The 18,184-nt window shown below is 66.8% G+C and carries 13 protein-coding genes; 6 read left to right on the forward strand and 7 right to left on the reverse strand.

The genetic code is table 11. The annotated features are described in order from the left end of the window. Window positions 1-170: 170 nt before the first annotated feature. From ACMGER_RS08015 to ACMGER_RS08025, 3 genes are all read left to right on the forward strand, one after another. A complete protein-coding gene (locus ACMGER_RS08015; RefSeq protein ID WP_436811552.1) occupies window positions 171-500 on the forward strand; it encodes a hypothetical protein in 330 nt (109 codons plus the stop codon). After that, window positions 497-1,585 carry a glycoside hydrolase family 53 protein gene (locus tag ACMGER_RS08020; protein WP_436811553.1) on the forward strand — a complete coding sequence of 363 codons (1,089 nt, stop codon included), beginning with the start codon at window positions 497-499 and terminating at the stop codon, window positions 1,583-1,585. Before ACMGER_RS08015 ends, ACMGER_RS08020 begins: the two co-directional genes overlap by 4 nt. Window positions 1,586-1,724: 139 nt before the next feature. Then, the gene (locus tag ACMGER_RS08025; protein WP_436811554.1) at window positions 1,725-4,403 is read left to right on the forward strand and encodes a TonB-dependent receptor; all 2,679 of its coding nucleotides are present in this window, start codon (window positions 1,725-1,727) and stop codon (window positions 4,401-4,403) included. Window positions 4,404-4,469: 66 nt separating this feature from the next. Here the strand turns inward: ACMGER_RS08025 and ACMGER_RS08030 are convergent, their stop codons facing one another. Continuing rightward, window positions 4,470-6,242, reverse strand: coding sequence for a M14 family metallopeptidase (locus ACMGER_RS08030; protein WP_436811555.1), 1,773 nt, complete (start codon window positions 6,240-6,242; stop codon window positions 4,470-4,472). Window positions 6,243-6,468: 226 nt separating this feature from the next. Between ACMGER_RS08030 and ACMGER_RS08035 the strand changes: the two genes are divergently transcribed. Further along, a complete protein-coding gene (locus ACMGER_RS08035) occupies window positions 6,469-7,863 on the forward strand; it encodes an alkaline phosphatase PhoX (protein ID WP_436811556.1) in 1,395 nt (464 codons plus the stop codon). Here the strand turns inward: ACMGER_RS08035 and ACMGER_RS08040 are convergent. From ACMGER_RS08040 to ACMGER_RS08050, 3 genes are all read right to left on the reverse strand, one after another. After that, window positions 7,846-8,022 carry a DUF2938 family protein gene (locus ACMGER_RS08040; RefSeq protein ID WP_436811557.1) on the reverse strand — a complete coding sequence of 59 codons (177 nt, stop codon included), beginning with the start codon at window positions 8,020-8,022 and terminating at the stop codon, window positions 7,846-7,848. The two genes, ACMGER_RS08035 and ACMGER_RS08040, sit on opposite strands and share 18 nt — an antisense overlap. A gap of 18 nt (window positions 8,023-8,040) precedes the next feature. Next, the gene (gene sodC / locus ACMGER_RS08045; RefSeq protein ID WP_436811558.1) at window positions 8,041-8,976 is read right to left on the reverse strand and encodes a superoxide dismutase[Cu-Zn]; all 936 of its coding nucleotides are present in this window, start codon (window positions 8,974-8,976) and stop codon (window positions 8,041-8,043) included. Window positions 8,977-9,058: 82 nt separating this feature from the next. Continuing rightward, a complete protein-coding gene (locus tag ACMGER_RS08050; protein ID WP_436811559.1) occupies window positions 9,059-9,466 on the reverse strand; it encodes a MerC domain-containing protein in 408 nt (135 codons plus the stop codon). A 126-nt stretch (window positions 9,467-9,592) separates the two neighbouring features. Between ACMGER_RS08050 and ACMGER_RS08055 the strand changes: the two genes are divergently transcribed. Further along, the gene (locus tag ACMGER_RS08055; protein ID WP_436811560.1) at window positions 9,593-11,602 is read left to right on the forward strand and encodes a TonB-dependent receptor domain-containing protein; all 2,010 of its coding nucleotides are present in this window, start codon (window positions 9,593-9,595) and stop codon (window positions 11,600-11,602) included. Between the two features lie 95 nt (window positions 11,603-11,697). On the opposite strand, the gene ACMGER_RS08060 is transcribed toward ACMGER_RS08055, so the two are convergent. After that, entirely contained in the window at window positions 11,698-12,057 is a 360-nt protein-coding gene (locus tag ACMGER_RS08060) for a VOC family protein (RefSeq protein WP_436811561.1), read from the reverse strand. Window positions 12,058-12,148: 91 nt separating this feature from the next. Further along, window positions 12,149-12,931, reverse strand: a complete 783-nt coding sequence (locus ACMGER_RS08065; RefSeq protein WP_436811707.1) for a helix-turn-helix transcriptional regulator — start codon at window positions 12,929-12,931, stop codon at window positions 12,149-12,151. 204 nt (window positions 12,932-13,135) lie between these two features. On the opposite strand from ACMGER_RS08065, the gene ACMGER_RS08070 reads away from it, so the two are divergent. Further along, window positions 13,136-15,316: a TonB-dependent receptor gene (locus ACMGER_RS08070; RefSeq protein WP_436811562.1), complete on the forward strand. Its 2,181-nt coding sequence runs from the start codon at window positions 13,136-13,138 to the stop codon at window positions 15,314-15,316. Between the two features lie 50 nt (window positions 15,317-15,366). Here the strand turns inward: ACMGER_RS08070 and ACMGER_RS08075 are convergent, their stop codons facing one another. Then, complete coding sequence (locus ACMGER_RS08075; protein ID WP_436811563.1) at window positions 15,367-17,835, reverse strand: TonB-dependent receptor plug domain-containing protein; 2,469 nt, start codon at window positions 17,833-17,835, stop codon at window positions 15,367-15,369. Between the last annotated feature and the right edge of the window lie 349 nt (window positions 17,836-18,184).

An 18,184-nucleotide genomic window follows, 5' to 3' on the forward strand; every position in this document is an offset into this window, starting at 1 on the left:
CCCGAGGCTTGGGTTTGTGATTCGAGCTTCGGGTGTGGACGAAGCAGAGCCGTGGCCGGAGCTCCGTCAGCCAGGGAAATATTTGGTGGACATGTCTTAGCAGGCTCTCGACGCGACCTCGCTCTCATATTAATCTTACCATTGAGAATCGGACTCGTACGGGGGGAGAGATGGAGAGGCGGGACGCTCCAAGGGCGCTGCTGTCGCAGCATTGCTGCCCGCGGGAGCGCGCGCTGCGCAGGCGGCCCCCGCTTCTGCCCAGGCGCGTCAGCGGCTGCTGCTTGACCGGGAAGGGCGTTTCTCGCCTTGGCCACGCCGGCGCCGGCAACGGCGATCCTACCTGTCATGAGCCCGATCGTCCCAGCCAGCGGAGCGCCTTCAAGGGGCTCGCCCAGACGATCGTCCAATCGCCCGGCAGCAACGGATCGGTGCGGATCACGGCGGCCACGGACGGCCTCGAGTCGGGGAACCTCTCGATTCTCGCAGGAGCTAGACCATGATGCTGACCTCGCTCGTCGTGCTGCTGATGGCTGGCCCCAGTCCCGATCCGACGCTCTATCTTGGCGCCGACCTCTCCTATGTGAATGAGATGGAGGATTGCGGCGCGGTCTATCGCAAGAACGGCAAGCCGGTGGATCCCTTCGCGCTGCTCAAGGCCGAGGGCGGCAACCTGGTGCGCGTGCGCCTCTGGAACGATGCCGGATGGACCCGCTACAGCAATTACGAGGACGTGCTGAAGACGATCCGCCGTGCCCATGGCGCCGGGCTCCAAGTGCTGCTCGACTTCCACTATTCGGACGACTGGGCCGACGGCGACAAGCAGCACCCGCCCGCCGCCTGGGCCGGGCTCGACACCGATGCGCAGGCGAAGGCGCTCTACGACTATACCCGCGACATCATCGGCCGGCTGGCCGCGGCGGGCCATGTGCCGGAGATGGTCCAGGTCGGCAACGAGACCAACCCCGAGCTGATGAGCGGCGCGGGCAAGATGGCGATCGACTGGGCGCGTAACGCCAAGCTGCTCAACGCCGGTCTGAAGGCGGTGCGTGACGCGAGCACGGCGGCGGGCAAGCCGATCAAGTCGATGCTGCACATCGCCCAGCCCGAGAACGTCCTCCCCTGGTTCGACGATGCGACCAAGGCCGGCGTGACGGACTATGACCTGATCGGCGTCAGCTATTACCGCAAATGGTCGAAGCGCTCGATCCCCGAGCTCGGCACGACCGTCGCCGAGGCGAAGCGGCGCTACGGCAAGGACGTGATCCTGGTCGAGACCGCCTATCCTTTCACCACCGACGGCGCCGACGCCGCGCCCAACCTGCTCGGCCCGGACACGCTGATCCCCGGCTATCCGGCGACGCCTGACGGCCAGCGCCGGTATCTGATCGATGTGACGCAGACCATGGTCGACAACGGCGGTATCGGCACGGTCTATTGGGAGCCCGCGTGGATCGCCACCGCGTGCAAGACACGCTGGGGCACCGGTTCGAACTGGGAGAATGCGGCGTGGTTCGACCTCAGCACGCATGAGGCGCTGCCGGCGTTCGAATTTCTCCGGCACGACTATCGCCGGCGAGGGAACTGATCGTTTTGAACGAATGACCGTCGCACTTTGATACAAATGCTATCGGCGATCCCTATAAATGATAAGATAAATGCGATATCATGGTCGCAATAAGGATCCGACTCGATCGGGCCAGGGACCGGAAGCGAGGGGGAGGACCATGGGCAAGCTCAACGCAATTCACTCCGTCAGCGCGCTGGCGCTGACTGTGGCGCTGTCCACGCCGGCGCACGCGCAGGACACGGGCGAAACGCAACCCGCCGCTCCGGGCGAGCAGGGCTCCGAAGACATCGTCGTCACCGGCATCCGCCAGAGTATGCGCGATGCGCTCGACGTCAAGCGCAGCTCGGACAAGGTGGTCGACGCGATCTCGGCGAAGGAGATCGGCGTCCTGCCCGACGTGACGATCGCCGAGTCGATCAACCGCCTGCCGGGGGTGAACGCGACGCGCGACCGCGGCAACGACAGCCAGGCGGTCATCCGCGGGCTCGGCGCGCGGCTGGTGCTCGGCACCATCAACGGCCGCGAGGTCGCGTCGAGCGAGCCCGATCGCAACGTCCGCTGGGAAATCTATCCGTCCGAAGTGGTGTCCGGCGTCGAGGTCTACAAATCGCAGTCCGCCGACCTGATCGCGGGCGGCGTGGCGGCGACCGTCAACATCTCCACGCTCGATCCGCTGGACTATCGCGGTCCGGCGCTCGTCGTCCGCGCAGGCCCCGTCTTCTACGACGGCGGCAAGGATTTCCCGGGTTACGACCGGCTCGGCTATCGCGCCAGCGGATCGTTCGTGCACAAGCTCACCGACGATCTCGCGATCGTCCTCGGCGTGACGGCGCAGAAGCAGCGGAACGGCTACCCGTCGTTCCAGGGCTGGGGCTACAATGATTCCGAGGCGAGGCCGCCGGCCGGCGCCAGCGACTTCACCGGCGATCTCGACGGCGACGGCACGCCCGATCCGACGCCCTGGGGTGCGCAGGTCTCCAACACCCGCATCGACCAGGACCGTTTCGGCGTGTCCACCGGTCTTTCCTGGCAGCCGACCGACGGGTTCAAGCTCAAGGCCGACTTCCTCTATTCGGACATCTCGATCGAGGAGCGCCAGGACCAGACCGTCTACGGCCAGAACAACTGGGGCAATTGGGACAACGGCAACGCGGGCGATTACAATGCGCCGGGCGCCTCCTACACGCTGATCGACGGCGACGTGATCCGGGCGACGCTGCCGTTCAGCTCGGTCGGCACGGCGCTGGCCCGCTATGTCGAGAAGAAGAAGCTCTACATCGGCGGCCTCAACGGGCGCTGGAGCTCCGACGACTGGGCGGTGACCGCGGACCTTTCCTATTCGCGCGCGGAGCGTCGCAACGCCTGGATGGCGGTGCGCACCGAAGTCTATCCGGCCTCGATGAGCTTCGACTTCAGCGCCGATCGCGTGCCGAGCATCACGACGACGGAGGACCCGTCGACCCTGCCCCAGGTCGCGCAGAACTATCGCTCGGGCAGCTACGACGGTCCCGAGAATCTGAAGGACGAACTCGGTGCCGTCGCGCTCGACTTCAGCCGCGAGCTCGACGGCTTCGTCAAGAGGTTCAATTTCGGGCTGCGCGGGTCCCATCGCGTCAAGCGGCACGACAGCGCGATGTTCGTGCCGAGCGTGTGCGGCCCCGTCGAGCAGGCGTGGATGTGCTCGACCGGAAGCGTGACGATCCCGGCCGACATGTTCACGCCCTACAATGTCTCCGCGTTCAACGTTCCGACGCTGCTGACCGGCGACGTCGATGCGATCGCCGCGCTGGCCTATGGTGCCGATCCGTTCGATCCCGACAATGCGGTGGACGAGCCGGCCGAAGCCTGGCGGGTCAAGGAAAGGGTCTTTGAGAGCTATGCCAAGCTCGACTTCGGCGGCGACCTTGCGAGCGGCGGCTTCAGCGGCAACCTCGGCGTCCGGATCGTGCATGTCGAGACGACGAGCCGCGGCAACCAGCAGGACGCGATCAGCGGCACCTTCACCCCGGTGTCGGTCGAGGACGACTATACGCGGGTGCTGCCGAGCGCGAACGTCAGGTTCGACTTCGGCGGGGGCAAGGTCCTGCGCCTCGGCGCGGCCAAGGTGATCGCCCGCCCGCCGCTGGACGAGCTGCGCGCCAGCCGAACCCTCACCCAATGGCAGCCCTACACCGGCAGCGGGGGCAATCCCAATCTGAAGCCGTTCGAGGCGTGGCAGTTCGATGCCTCGTTCGAATATTATTTCCGGCCCGAATCGCTGTTCGCCGTCGCGGGCTACTACAAGCTGGTCGATTCCTACATCGGGTGGAAGCAGACGCCGATGACCTTCAGCGGCCTGACCTACAGCGTGTCCACGCCGGTCAACGGATCGAGCGGCTACATCCGCGGCGTCGAGGTCACGTTCCAGACCCCCTTCTTCTTCCTCGGCCTGGACAGCGTCGGCATCTATTCCAACTACGCCTTCGCCGATTCCGACCTCGAGGAATATGCGCCGGCCAATGATCCGCTCAAGATCGTCGGGCTCGCGCGGCACACCGCGACAGTGGACCTGTGGTACGCCAAGAGCGGACTCCAGCTGCGCGGAGGCATGAAATATCACAGCCCGTTCACGGTGATCTACGGCTGGAACGGCGCCGATCTGCAGACGCTCGAGGAAGAGACGACGTTCGACGCGAGCGCATCCTATGACATCAGCGACAACATCACGGTGCGTGCGCAGGTCAACAACCTCACCAACGAGCGTCTGCGGATGTATCGCGACAACAAGCCCGATCGGATCGGTCGATATGACCTTTACGGCAGGCGCTACCTCTTCGACGTCACGCTGAAGTTCTGACGTGGACTTGCGCTCGGAATATCGGCTGAGCCCTGGCGCCGTGCCGTCGAGGCAGCGCCGGCACGATCATTCCGCGACTTCGCGGCCGATCGGATAGAGCAGATAGCGCGCATCGTAATAGGGCGTGCGCTCGTAGAACCAGGCAAGCCTCGCCTCGCCGTCGGCCGCGAACGTCGGATCCGCCGCGAGCTTCGTTCTGAACTCGCGCCTGAGCGCCGGGTCGGCGGCGAGCATCCGCTCGGCGAGCGGCGCGATCACATAGCCTTCGACATATTCGGTGCGCTGGAGGATGCCTGGGAAATAGTTCCAGGCGAGCATCGAATCGGGGCTTTCCGGCTCGAGCAGCGCGGCCGCAAGCAGGCCGAGCGGCTGATCGGCGGGCACGCGCACCGAACCCGCCGGGAGGGTCTCCTCGCCGCGGACGGGCTCGAACTTGGCGGTGAGCGGAACATGGCCTTCGTTCGCCTTGCCGAGCTTCGGGTCGACGAGGCGTACCCTTTCCAGCGTCAGGCGCCGCGGCGCTGCGATCGTCTCGAAGGCGATGCCGTGCAGCTTCAGCCGGTCGATCACCTGCGTCTCCGACGCCGGCACCCACCACGCCTTGGGGAGCGTGACCTCCACCTCGGGCTCGTTCCCGAATACGGACATGCGCTGCCGGATCGGCTTGCCGAGCCAGCGGATCTCCTTTCGACCCGAAGCCGGCGAACGGTAGGTCTCATGCGCGACGCCGAGGAAGTCGATGGTGTAGAGCGGCGCCTCGCGGCGCTTCCAGCGCAGCACCATGGTCCTGGGCCGCGCCGCGCGGTCGCGGGCGATCGCGGTACGCAGCGAGGCTCCCTGCTCGCCGACCAGCCCGAGCGCCGACTCGACGAACACATAGGTGCCGAGCACGCGCTGGCGGTAGGGCTTCAGCGAATGCGTCTCGAGCAGCACGGTCGGCAGGCGCCGATGGTCGCCATAGCCGGTCGAGTAGCGCGGCAGGTCGGGGTCGTGGACGATCCCCTTGTCGGGATCGCGGTTGTCGACCGCGCTCACATAATAGCCGGGGATATGCCCGTTGCGGGCAAGCGCCCGGTCGACCGCCGGGCGGAAGCGCGCGTCGAGCCAGCGCCCGATCGCAGGCGACTGGGCGTAGTAGCCGCGCCAGCCCGAGAAGGCATAGGTGATGTCGTACTGGTAATCGGTGCCGTCGGTGACGTGGAGATCGAGATAGAGCACCGGGTCGAGACGATCGATGAGCGCGATCATCGCGCGCATCTCGGGCGAATCGGCCTTCAGATAGTCGCGGTTGAGATTGAGGTTCTGCGCGTTGGTCCGCCAGCCCTGCGACCGGGGGCCGCGCTGGTTGGGGCGGCTGTAGGGCGAGGACCGCTCGTGACCGTCGGCGTTGAAGATCGGCACGAAGACGAGCTCGGCCTTGTCGAGCAGGCCGTCCTTGCCCTTGAGCGCGATGTCGCGCAGCAGCATCAGCCCCGCGTCCTTGCCGTCGATCTCGCCCGAGTGGATGCCGGCTTGGACGAGCAGCACGGGCTTGCCGCCGCCCTTGCGCGCCCGCACGAAATAGAGGTCGCGGCCTTCCGGGGTCTTCCCGAAGCTCTCGATCGAAAGCAGCGGCGACGACGCGACAAGCCGCTCCAGCCACGCGCGCGTCGCCGCATAGTCGGGTGTCTCGACGAAGTCGCTGCGCTCGACCGGCGTGATCCAGGGATCGTCCTTGGCCACGATCAGCTTCTCGCTCGCCCCCGACCAGGGCAGCACCGGCGGCAGCGGTGCCTCCTCGAACGCCGTCTGCGCGGCGGCGACAGTGCTGCCGGTCGCGCCGCCCGCAACGAGCAACATTCCAAACGCCAGTCGAGACATCCGCATAGCTGAAGCCTGTGCCCCATTTTCCTTTTGCAGCTTGAGCCCCTTGCGACGTGGCGCAGGCCCCCAGCACGATCGTGATGCGCCGCATCGCTTCGTCGAGCAATCGCGTTGACTTAGGAAACGATACAACATTACTAGGCGCTTGCAACGCGGCAGAGACGTAACAGGAATGACCATGTCCGACGCTAGGGCTCCAGCCATGACCCAGCCTTCTTCCTTGAACGCGCCGATGCTCGATCGCCGCCGGTTCGCCCTCGGACTCACCGGCACCGCGTTCGCCGGTCTGCTCGGCGCCTGTACCTCGATGCGCCAAGGCATGACCCGGCCGGCGCCGCGCGCCTATGGCGCGCTCGAACCCGATCCCGCGGGCCTGCTCGACCTGCCCAGGGGCTTCCGCTACCGCGTGATCTCCGCGTTCGGCGACCGCATGGACGACGGCTTCGTGGTCCCCGACCGCGCCGACGGCATGGGCTGCTTCGCACTCGATCGCCGCCGCGTCGTGCTGGTGCGCAATCACGAGCTCCAGGCGCGCCACCGCGAGACGGGCCCGGTCCGCGGCTCGAGCGACTCCGGTCTCGCTTCCTATGACCGCAACGGCCGCGGCGAGGCGCTTCCCGGCGGCACGACGACGATCGTCTACGATCTCGCCGCCGGCCGGGTGGAAGCGCAGCATCTGAGCCTCCTCGGCACCATTCGCAACTGCGCGGGCGGGACGACGCCCTGGGGCAGCTGGCTCACCTGCGAGGAGGACGTGACGCGCGCCGGGGACGGCGTGGAGCGCGATCATGGCTGGGTGTTCGAGGTGCCGGCGACGGCGCGCGGGCTGGCGGAGCCGGTGCCGCTCACTGCCCTGGGCCGGTTCAACCACGAGGCGGCGGCGGTCGATCCGCGCACGGGGATCGTCTACCTGACCGAGGATCGGGACGACAGCCTGCTCTACCGTTTCCTTCCGGAGACGAAGGGCAGGCTCGCGCGCGGGGGGCGGCTCCAGGCGCTCGCGCTCGTCGAAGCGAGCCTCACCGACAGCCGCAACTGGAGCGGCATGGAGCTCCCCCAGAGCACATGGCAGGCGGTGCGCTGGATCGACCTTGACGGGGTCGATAGTCCGGATGACGATCTACGCCGCCGCGGCGCTGCGCGCGGGGCGCTGCTGTTCGCGCGCGGCGAGGGCATCCACTATGGCGACGGAGAGCTCTATTTCTGCTGCACCTCGGGCGGTGCCGCAAAGCTCGGCCAGGTGATGCGCTACAGGCCCTCGCGTTTCGAGGGACAACCGCAGGAGCGGGGCGATCCCGCTATGCTCCAGAACTTTGTCGAATCGACCGATCCTTCGCAGTTCAACTTCGGCGACAACCTGACCGTGGCGCCCAACGGCCACCTGATCGTCTGCGAGGACCAGTATACTGACGTCGTCGACAATCATCTGCGCGGCGTCACGCCGGCGGGTCAAGTCTACACCTTCGCCCGGCTGCGGACGCAGACCGAGCTTGCCGGCGCCTGCTTCTCGCCCGACGGTTCGACGCTGTTCGTCAACGCCTACAGTCCCGGCAAGACGCTCGCGATCACCGGCCCCTGGTCAGCTTTCGTCGCCTGAAGCAAGGCCGGACGGCGCGGCGGACCGGCGTTGCCAGCCCAGATCGAGCGACGACACGCCGAGCAGCCGCCGCCGCACGACCGCCCAGATGTCCATCACCGCGGTCGCACCGGCACCGATCAGAAGTGCGAAGACCAGAAAGTCCGTCGTCGCAGACATGGCTGCTTCCTACGCCCGCTAGGGAATGATCGCGCAGGCGATCCGCTCGCCCGCGCCGCCGATCGGCTGGGTCCGGTAATCGTCGGGATTGGCATGGATCACCAGCGCCGAGCCGTCGCCATCCTTCAGCGCCGGCCTGCCACCGCGGCCCTCGGCCGAGACCAAGGTCGAGTAGAGCTCGACGGTCACGCCGCCGTCCGCGGTGACATGGATGTTGGGGAGGTCGCCGGCGTCGTTGGCGTCCTCGACGAGGAAGCCGTGCACGATCGGCTTTTGCGAATGGACATGGCCGCCCGCGCTCTTGAAGGCGGCACCGCCGCAGTCCGCCTTCTCGTGGAAGTGTATGCCGTGCCAGCCGGGCGGCAGGCCCTTCGCCTCGATGCGCAGCAGCACGCCCTTCGGAGCGTCGGTGACGGCGACCGTGCCCAGTTCCCGACCTGCGCCGTCGTAGAGAATGCCGGGGCGGCGTTCGGCGGCGTCCGCGGGAATCGCGGTCACCACCGCACCCGCCGTCGCAACCAGTGCCAAAAGGCTCTTCATCCTGAACGCCATAATTTCCTCCTTCGGTCTCGTTGAACGGGCCTGCGGCGCGGTGCTGCGTCCCGCGCACTCGGCGCAGATGCCGGACAGCTCGAAGATCGCGTGCGATGCCGAGAAGCCGGCGGCGCGGCACACGCGGTCGACCGCGCGGGCGAAGGCAGAGCTCGGGAAGCTCTCGACGCTGCGGCAGCACCGGCAGATCATATAGCCCTTCTTCTCGCCTCGAGACGCATGATAGGCCGCCAGCAATTCGATCCGCTGCACCGTGCCCCTCGTGATCAACCGGTTAAGGATACGATAGACCTGGGTCGGCGAGATGGGAGATCCTCGATCGCTGCTTTGCCGGGCGATCTCATAAGCGGTGAGCGGCTGGTTGCTTTCCTCGAGGATTCCCATCAGCGACGCGTCGAGCATCGCGGGCGTGCGAAGGGGGTGGCCGCCCTTCGTACAGCCCGCGCGCCGCAGTGCGGCTGCTGGGGCCGCTTCCCTCTCGGCTTCAGGCCGCACAGGTCCGCCATCTCCAGTTCAGCGTGTGGCCGATGACGAGGAGCAGGCTTCCCGCAACGGTGACCCAGGTCTCGGCGCCTTCGGCAAGACCCGGGAGCAGCGCAGCGACGAGGCAGCCGACACCCGCGACGCCGAGCAGCGCCGGACCCGGCGTGCGATGGCGCCGATAGCCCAGCCAGAAGGCGCCCGCCGCCGAAGGCACGACCAGCGCCAGGGCAACATAGTGGAAGGCTTCCGAGCGCGCGAACAGGCCGATGATCCCGGGAAGCAGCAGCAGGAGCAGCGGCAGCGCCAGGCAATGAACGAGGCAGAGCACTGAGGCCGAGACCGCCGCCCCTTCGATGATGTCGGTCCGCCGCTGACCGTCGATCTGAGTTGCTGTGGTCTTCGCGCACATGATCGGTCCCAGAATCCGCTTGAGGTATGATATATCGTCTCCTAATAGGATCGGCATCTCAAAAGGAAAAGGGGGTCACTCGTGAAAAAACGCGTCTTGCTTCTTTCCGCTGTCTCGATTGCGGTGATGACGCCACATCCCGTGCGCGCTTCCAATCAGGCCGGCAGCACTGCTCCGCCCGACATCGTCGTGACCGCCTCGGCGCTCGATCAGAAGGCAGACGAGACCGCGACGCCCGTCATCACCCTGTCGGGCGACGAGCTGGTGCACCGCCGCCAGGCAACGCTCGGCGACACGCTCGCCGGTCAGCCGGGCATCAGCTTCGACAACTTCGGCGGCGGCGCCAGCCGGCCGGTGATCCGCGGCCAGACCGCGCCGCGCGTCCAGGCGCTGTCGGATGGCGCGAACATCCAGGATGCCTCGGCGATCTCGCCCGACCATGCCGTCACGACGGAGCCGCTGCTGCTCAGCGGCATCGAAGTGCTGCGCGGCCCCGCCGCCCTGCTCTACGGCGGCGGCGCGATCGGCGGCGCGATCAACCTGCTCGACGAGAAGGTGCCGACCAGGCTTCCCGACGGCGGCATCTCCGGCGTGGCGGAGGGCCGTATCGGCACCGCCGACGACGAGCGTTCGCTGGTGGGTGGCCTCACCGCCGGGATCGGCCCGTTCGCCTTCCATGCCGAGGGCGTCCATCGCAGCTCCGACGACTATCGCGTGCCGAAGGCGTTCGGTTCCTCGCGCGTCGAGGGCTCCTACAACGACACCTCGACCGTCAGCGTCGGCGGGTCGTGGATCGGCCCCGACGGCTATCTCGGCGTCGCCTATACCCGGCAGCGCAGCGAATACGGCCTGCCCGGCCACTCCCACGAATATGAGGACTGCCACCCGCACGGAACGCACCTCCATTGCGGCGGGCATGGCCATGACGACGACGATCATGACCACGACCATGGCGACGACCACGATCACGACCACGAAAGCGCGCCGTTCGTGAAGCTCCGCAGCGAGCGGTTCGACATCCGCAGCGACTATCGCGATCCCCTGCCGGGCTTCGAGAAGGTCCGCTTCCGCATGTCGTTCACCGATTATGCGCATGACGAGGTCGAAGGCGACGAGGTCGCCACCACCTTCAAGAACCAGGCGCACGACATTCGCTTTGAACTCACGCACAAGCCTGTCGCAGGCTTCCGGGGCGTGTTCGGCGTCCAGCATTCGGAAAGCGAGTTCAGCGCGCTCGGCGAGGAGGCCTTCATCCCCGAAAGCGAGACGCGCAGCACCGCCCTGTTCCTGATGGAGACGCTGCAGGCAGGGCCCGTCCGGTTCGAGCTCGCCGGACGCCAGGAGTGGCAGACGATCGAGACCTCGCTCAACCGCCGGGTCAGCCATGATCCGCTCTCCATCTCGGGCGCGGCGGTCTGGACCGTCGGCGATGGCTATTCGCTCGCGCTGTCGCTGGCCAGATCGCAGCGCGCGCCCAATGTCCAGGAACTCTATGCGCGCGGCATCCACCTCGCGACCAACACCTATGAGCTCGGCACCGACACGCTCGACAAGGAGACGGCGAGGTCCATCGACCTCACCTTCCGCAAGACGTCGGGCGCGACGACCTTCACCCTCGGCGCCTACCACCAGGATTTCGACAACTACATCTTCGCCGAGACGCTCGACCGTTTCGAGGACTTCCGCCTGATCCGGTACATCGGCGCGGACGCGACCTTCACCGGCGTCGATGGCGAGATCCGGCACCAGTTCACGCCCGATTTCGGCGCGTCGGTCTTCGGCGACTATGTGCGGGCGAAGCTCAAGCACGGCCTCGGCAACTTGCCGCGCATTCCCGCCGGACGCTTGGGCGCTCGCGCCGACGGCAAACGGGGTCCGCTGTCCGCTGACCTCGAATATTACCATGTCTTTGGGCAGGACCGGATCGCCTCGTTCGAGACGCGCACGCCCGGCTACGACATGCTGAACGCGACGCTCGCCTACAAGCTGGAGCTCGCGCCTGGAAAGACCGCGGAGCTGTTCGTCCGCGGGACCAACCTTGCGAATGAGCTGGCGTTCAACCATGCCTCGTTCATCAAGGACGCCTCGCCCTTGCGCGGCCGCAACTTCGTGTTCGGCTTGCGCACGGCGTTCTGAGGCGGGATCGGTCGGGCAACGGGTGCGGGAGGAGCGGACGGCCGTCCGCTCCTCCTTAATGCTCAAATCGAAGGCATGGCATGAACAGCGCGCGATCAGGCCGGCGGAAAGCGCCGCGAGGGCGGCGTCGCCAGCGTGAGCAGGTTGCCATCGGGATCACGCACCTGCGCCAGCGTCGAATAGTCGCCCTGAAAGTCCTCCCCGAGCACGATCCCCAGGCGCTGCAGCCTGCGGCGCTCGGCAGCGATATCGTCGACGTAAAGGAACATCGCGCCCCTACCGGCGATCTCGTCGCTGGTTGAAAGCATCAGCCCGCCCCGGTCGAAGAGCTCCCACTGCACCAGCGTGTCCATCGGCCGGTAATCCGGTCCACGACCGAGCAGCTTCGTGTACCAGTCTTCCGCTGCCGCAAGGTCTGCCGTGAGCAACGCGGTATAGATCTTCTGCAGGTTCATTGTTCGTCTCCAGGCCGGGCCCGGTGTGAACGCCTGCTCGACCAGGAGGGTTGCCGCGGCATTCGGAGCGGAAGCGGGCGACTACCCCGTTTCAGTCAATGGGAAACTTCCCGATAGGTCGCAGCGCGCGCCATTGGCGCGGTGTGACGCCCATCCGCCGTTGGAAGGCGGCGGCGAACTTGCTTGCATTGGCATAGCCGACCGTCAACGCCGCCCGCGTCACCGGCTCGCCATGCTCGAGCAGCAGTGCCGCGCGCTCCATTCGTCGCGCAGTGAGATAGGCGAACGGGGTGGAACCGGTCGCCTGCTTGAACGCGCGCGTGAAGCCGCTCGCCTCATAGTTGGCGACGGCCGCCATCTGTGCGACCGACAGGTCGCCGGCCAGGCGCGCCTCGACGAGTTCGAAGACGCGGTCGAGCCGTGCGCGGTCGAGCTTGTGCGGCCGGCGCGGCGCCGGCGCTCCCGAGAGCGCCGCGATCCTTCCCAGCACCAGCTCGACGCCATGTTCGAAGAACAGGGTCGAGCAGCCGTGGAGCTCCGCAGCGTGGCGCAGCGCCAGCAGTACCGATGCGATCGCCTCATCGCGGTGAAGCATGCCGGCGAGCGAGACCAGCTGGTCGGGACAGGGCCTCGCCTGCGCTCCCGGCCAGCGGTGGAGGTCGACCGCCAGGCCCACCATGTTGACCGGCGCGCAGCGGCCCTCGCCCGAGAGGTTCGGCGGCACGATCGTGAGCAATCCGGGGCGCCACTCGGCCTCGATCCGCCCCGCATCGGTGCGCTGGAAATAGGCGCCGCCTCCCGCCGTCGCCAAGCCGATGCGCAGATAGTTCGTCGCGTACACCAATCCTTCATAGGCGGCGAAATCCGACTGCATCACGAACAGCGAGCCGCTCGGATTGGCGGCGTGGAAGCCCCGCTCGGGATCGACGGACCGTGCGAAGTCGGACGCATGGCGGAAGCTGGCGTGCCGCAGAGGAATGATCCCTTCGATCGGAGCCGAACCGTCCCGGATCGGAGCGGTGGCCGGTCATGTAACAATATATCCCGCGATCGACGGAGCAAGCGAAAAGGGGCATCGGTGAAGGGCATTTATTGGCAATCGGCGCTTGCCGGCGTGCTGGCAGCCGGGTCGGTTCCGGCGACCGCTCAGGAGCGGGAGGAGCCGCGCGGCCCCGAAGGCGAGATCGTCGTCACCGGCCAGAAGCGCCAAGGCACGCTCCAGGACAGCGACATCGCGATCACCGTGCTCGACTCCAAGGCGATCGACGAGGCGCGCCTCCGGGATTTCAGCCAGCTCGACGACCTCGTCCCCAACGTGCAGTTCAACCAGGGCGGCCAGCTCGGCAATGTGTTCATCACGATCCGCGGCGTCGAATCGAACCCGTTCATCGTCAACCGCGCCGCGGTCTACATCGACGGTATCCCGTTCCGCGAGCTGACCAACGCCGTGCTGAGCCAGGTCGACTCGATCGAGGTGCTGCGCGGACCCCAGGGAACGCTCTACGGCGCCAACAGCGAGTCCGGCCTGATCGTCATCCGTACGCGCAACCCGGCCGACCGTCCGGAGCGCGAGCTGCGCGCCACCGGCAGCCTCTACAGCGGCGCGGGCGGCTATACGCTCGAAGGCTATGTCAGCGAACCTTTGGTCGAAGACCGGCTCTCTGCCTCGCTGGCGGTCAAATATAGCGACGAGGCGACTTGGATGCGCAACCGCGCGCCGGGCGTGACCGAGCCGGGCAGGATCGGCGAGCTGTTCGTCCACTCCAAGCTGCGCTGGACGCCGAGCGCGGACACCACCGTCAATGCCACCGCCTATGTCCTCGACATCAACGCGCCGGGGCTGTTCGACAACGACTTCTTTCCGTTCGACGTCGAGCTCTACGATCGCACCTATGGCCCGCTCAACAGTGGGCGGCGCTCGGGCCGGAGCAGCTATTTCCACGATGCGCCCAAGCGTACCGACGAGACTGAATATGTGTTGGGCCTGAGCGCAACGCAGCGGTTGGGGAGCGGCACGGTCGACGCCGCGCTCTCCTATCGCCGCGACAAGTCGGACTCGCGCGGGCTCGACTTCGATTTCACCGCGATGCCGACCGCGGCGGGGCGTGACGCGAACGACGAGCGGGTGTGGAATGCGGAGCTGCGCTATTCGAGCGACCAGGCGCTGCCGCTGAACGTCATCGGCGGCGTTGCCTGGTTCCGCGACGCCAAGGACAACCAGAAATCGACCTTCGTCGGGCCAGGGACGATGGATGCCTACGTCGCTGCGCCCGTCCAGACCCGCAGGATCGAGAGCGTATCGGCGTTCGGATCGGCGCGCTGGAAGCTGCCCTTCCTGCCCAAGGTGACGCTGAGCGCGGGCCTGCGCTACGACCGGACCAGGCAGGACGCGATCCAGCGGGCGGGCCAGCTCGACCTCGGTGGCGGATCGATCCTCTATTACACCGATGCGCGGCTCAAGGCCTCGGACGAGGCTGTGCTGCCGCGTTTCTCCGCGACCTGGGAACTTTCGGACGACGCGACCTTCTATGCGACCGTCGCCAAGGGGAACATCCCCGGCGGGTTCAACCTGGCGGCGACGCAGGAGGGCATCTCCGATCCGGACGTGCTCCGCTACCGCTCGGAATCGATGTGGAGCTACGAGCTTGGCTTCCGGCTGCGCTCCGCCGACGGAAAGCTGCGCGGCAGCGGCGCGATCTTCCAGATCGACTCCGACAACTGGCAGGAGATCCGCGTGCTGACCGACGCGAACGGCCGCCCGGTCTCCTCCGATTTCATCGGCTCGTCAGCCTCGGTGCGCAGCCGCGGGGTGGAGGTCGAGGTGAGCTGGCGCCCCAGCGACGCGCTCAGCCTCTCGGGCAGCTTCGGCTATGCGGATTCGGTCTACCGCTACCTGTTCAACGGCACCGAGAACCTCGCGGGCAACCGGGTGAAGCTGGTACCCGAATATGACGCCAACCTGACCGCCCGCTACGCCCATTCGAGTGGGCTCTTCGCGCGTGCCGCGGTGAACTTCACCGGCGCGATGGCGCTCGACGAGCGTAGCTATCGCATCCAAGGAACGACCACTACGATCGATCTCCAGCTCGGATACGAGAAGGACGGGTGGAGCGCACGGCTGTTCGCCGACAACCTCACCGATGAACGGCGGATGGGCGGCCTCGGGTTCGAGAACCTGACGTTCGGGACCGACGGCAACGTCTACGGCTCGCTCGAGGCGCCGCGGATCGTGGGGCTGGAGATCGAGCGGCGCTTCTAGCCGCGGAAGCGCGAGCCGCTCGTCGCCGGGAAACGATTACGATCGCCGGTTCATCTTCCCCCGAACCTCTTCGTCAGAACGAGGCCGATCGTTCGCGGATTGGGCGGCGTGTTGTAGGGATCGAAGCCCAGCACGGCGTCGACGATGCGAGGCGGCTGTGCGTCGAACATGTTGGCGACGACGAGCTGCACCTCGCTGTCCGCGAGCGCCGGCGCGGACGTCAGGCGGCCGAGATCGAAGCCGAGGAACAGCGATGCGGTCGTGAACGAGCCGATCCTGCGCAGCGGCTCGCCTGGCCGGTTGTCGGTGAAGCCGTCGACATAGTTGACGACCGACCCGATCGAGAAGCCGTCGCGTCCCCAGACCAGCGTGCCGTTCAGCCTGAGGTCCGACGGCTGGGCATAGCCGTCGAGCCGCGAGACCGCGGTTCCGCCGGCTGCCTTAAGGTCGAGGTTCAGGATATATTGCCCGGTCAGGTGCAAGCTCGCATTCCCCCCGAGCAGGCGCGTGCGGTAGGTGAGGTCGAGGTCGAAGCCGTCGGTCGATTCCACCGCGAAGTTCTGCGGCCGGATGTCCGCGATCACCTGTACGCTCGACAACAGATCGGCCGGGATCTGGCTCGCGCTGCTGTAGATCGCGGTCCCGCCATCGTTGACGAAGGGGATGCCTGTCGCGAACCAGCGGAACACCGTCGGATTGTTGACGATGCTGTTGACCAGATCGGCGTTCGGGTTCCGCACGTTGAAGACCTGCAGGTCCGGGACCGATGCGCTGTCGTCTTGCGACGGCGTGACGATGCGGCCGGAGATTTTGATCCGGTAATAGCCCGCCTTGACCGTGAGGTTCGGGATGAAGGTTGGCGTCAGGTCGACGCCGAGCGTGAAGGTATCCGCGTTCTGCGTCTTGAGATCGGGGTTCGCGCCGGCCCGGAACATGACCAGCGCGTTGCCGGCGGACAGCGCCGGGTTCTGGTCGGCGGGATCGAGGAACGCATAGGGATAGTTCCAGAAGGAGACCTGCTCGGCTATGCCGATCGTGTCGCGGAACCGCGGCACGAGGAACGAGCGCGCATAGGTGCCGCGCAGCGCGATGGAGCGGTCGATCTGCCAGCGCAGCCCCACCTTGGGCGCAAGCGCGTCGTCGAACCCCAAATCCTCGTAGCGCGCGGCGGCGGACAGGGTCAGCGATCGGACCAGCGGCACGCCCAGCTCGGGCCCGACGATCGGCACATTGACCTCGCCGAAGGCCGACTTGGCCTTGCGGGTGCCGCCGTTCAGGTTGAAGAAGATCTTCGCGTCGGTGCGCATCGTCTCGGCGCGGTACTGCACCCCGCCCGCCACCAGGACCGGCCCTGCCGGCAGCGTCGCCAGCTCGGTCTGCCCGCTCAGCTCGGCGACGAACAGCGTGTTGGTATATTCATAGTCGGTGGACGGGTTGCCGTAGGGCGGAATGCCCCGGAACGCCCTGCTGTTCGTCTTGTTGCGCCCATAGTCGATGTTGAGGTCGAGCGAGGTCGCGCCGCTCCCCTGCCAATGCACGTTGCCATAGATCGAATAGCCCGTCGTCCGGGTCTTGAAGAACCGGTTGTCCTCCGGCTCGTCGATATAGTTGATGCGCGCATCACGGTCGCGCTGAAAGCGCGAGGCGTCGACCGAGAAGGCGAGATCACCCACGTCCTGGCGAACGCCGCCGTAGAAGCCGGAGAGCTCCTCGTGCGGCAGCTGCGTGATCTGGAGCGGCGTGTCCGATACGACAATAGGATCTTCGATATAGGCCCCGCGCTTCTGGTACATCGCCATGCCGTAGACGTTGCCGCTGCCCCAGCTGTGGCCGGCCAGCGCGCTGGCTTCCCAGTTCTTGGAACCCGTCTCTGTAGTCGTCGAGCCGCGCAGCCGCAGTTCGGCGCCGTCCGTAACCTTGCGCGTGACGATGTTGACCACGCCGGCGACGGCATCCGCGCCGTAGGTCGCCGAAGCGCCGTCGGAGATGATGTCGATCCGCTCGATCAGGGCGGAGGGGATGACCGATACGGTAGGGGCCTCGATCATACCCACGGAGGCCATGCGGCGGCCGTTCAGCAGCGTCAGCGTCGCGTCCGAAGCGAGGCCGCGCAGCGCAAAGCCCGCGAAGCCGTCATATTGATTGTAGGTCGTGCCGTCGCCGAGGGTGGTGCCGATGCTCGCCGCCGAGGTGCCGAAGTCGCTCAGATCGCCGGTGAAGTTCTGCGGGATCGTGAGCATGTACTCCGAGACCGAGCCCGCACCGGATCGCACGATGTCCGCCTGGCCGTAGGTGAAGACGGGACTTGCGACATATTCCCGCGGCAGGCCGCGGATCAGCGAGCCGGTGACGACGATTTCGCCCGATGCCTCATCCGGATCGGCATTCTCGCGCGCATCCCTGCTCTCGGTCGAGGACTCGGCCGGATCGGCTGGCGGCGTCTGCTGCGCGAAGGCGGGCGACGCGGACGCCCCGATCAAGGAGAAGGCGGTGAAGCCCCGAACGATCGAAAGCTGCAAGCCACCCCCCTTCCAATAGGATATATCATATCGTTCCCTATCGAGCCGCCGACGATTGTCAATCGGCACGAGCCGGTCCGGGCGGTCGATCGGCAAGCCGGAGTCTGAAGGTTCCCGTGCCGTGCAGGGCGGCTGCGCGGCCGCCCGCGACGCAGCCTCATCCCGCGCCGCGGACGGGCTCCGCGGCGAGAACACAGCCATGGCCGCGCCACGGCCGCGTCGCGGCGCCTTGCAGCGGCGCCGACTCGGCGACGATCCGAAGCGGACGGACGCGCTGATCGCGATTGCCGCTGGTGTCGGCCGGCACCAGGCCGTAGACGGGTTTGCTGCTCCAACTCGGGTCAGAGCG

It is taken from the genome of Sphingomonas astragali, assembly GCF_051400615.1.
Lineage (GTDB): Bacteria > Pseudomonadota > Alphaproteobacteria > Sphingomonadales > Sphingomonadaceae > Sphingomonas.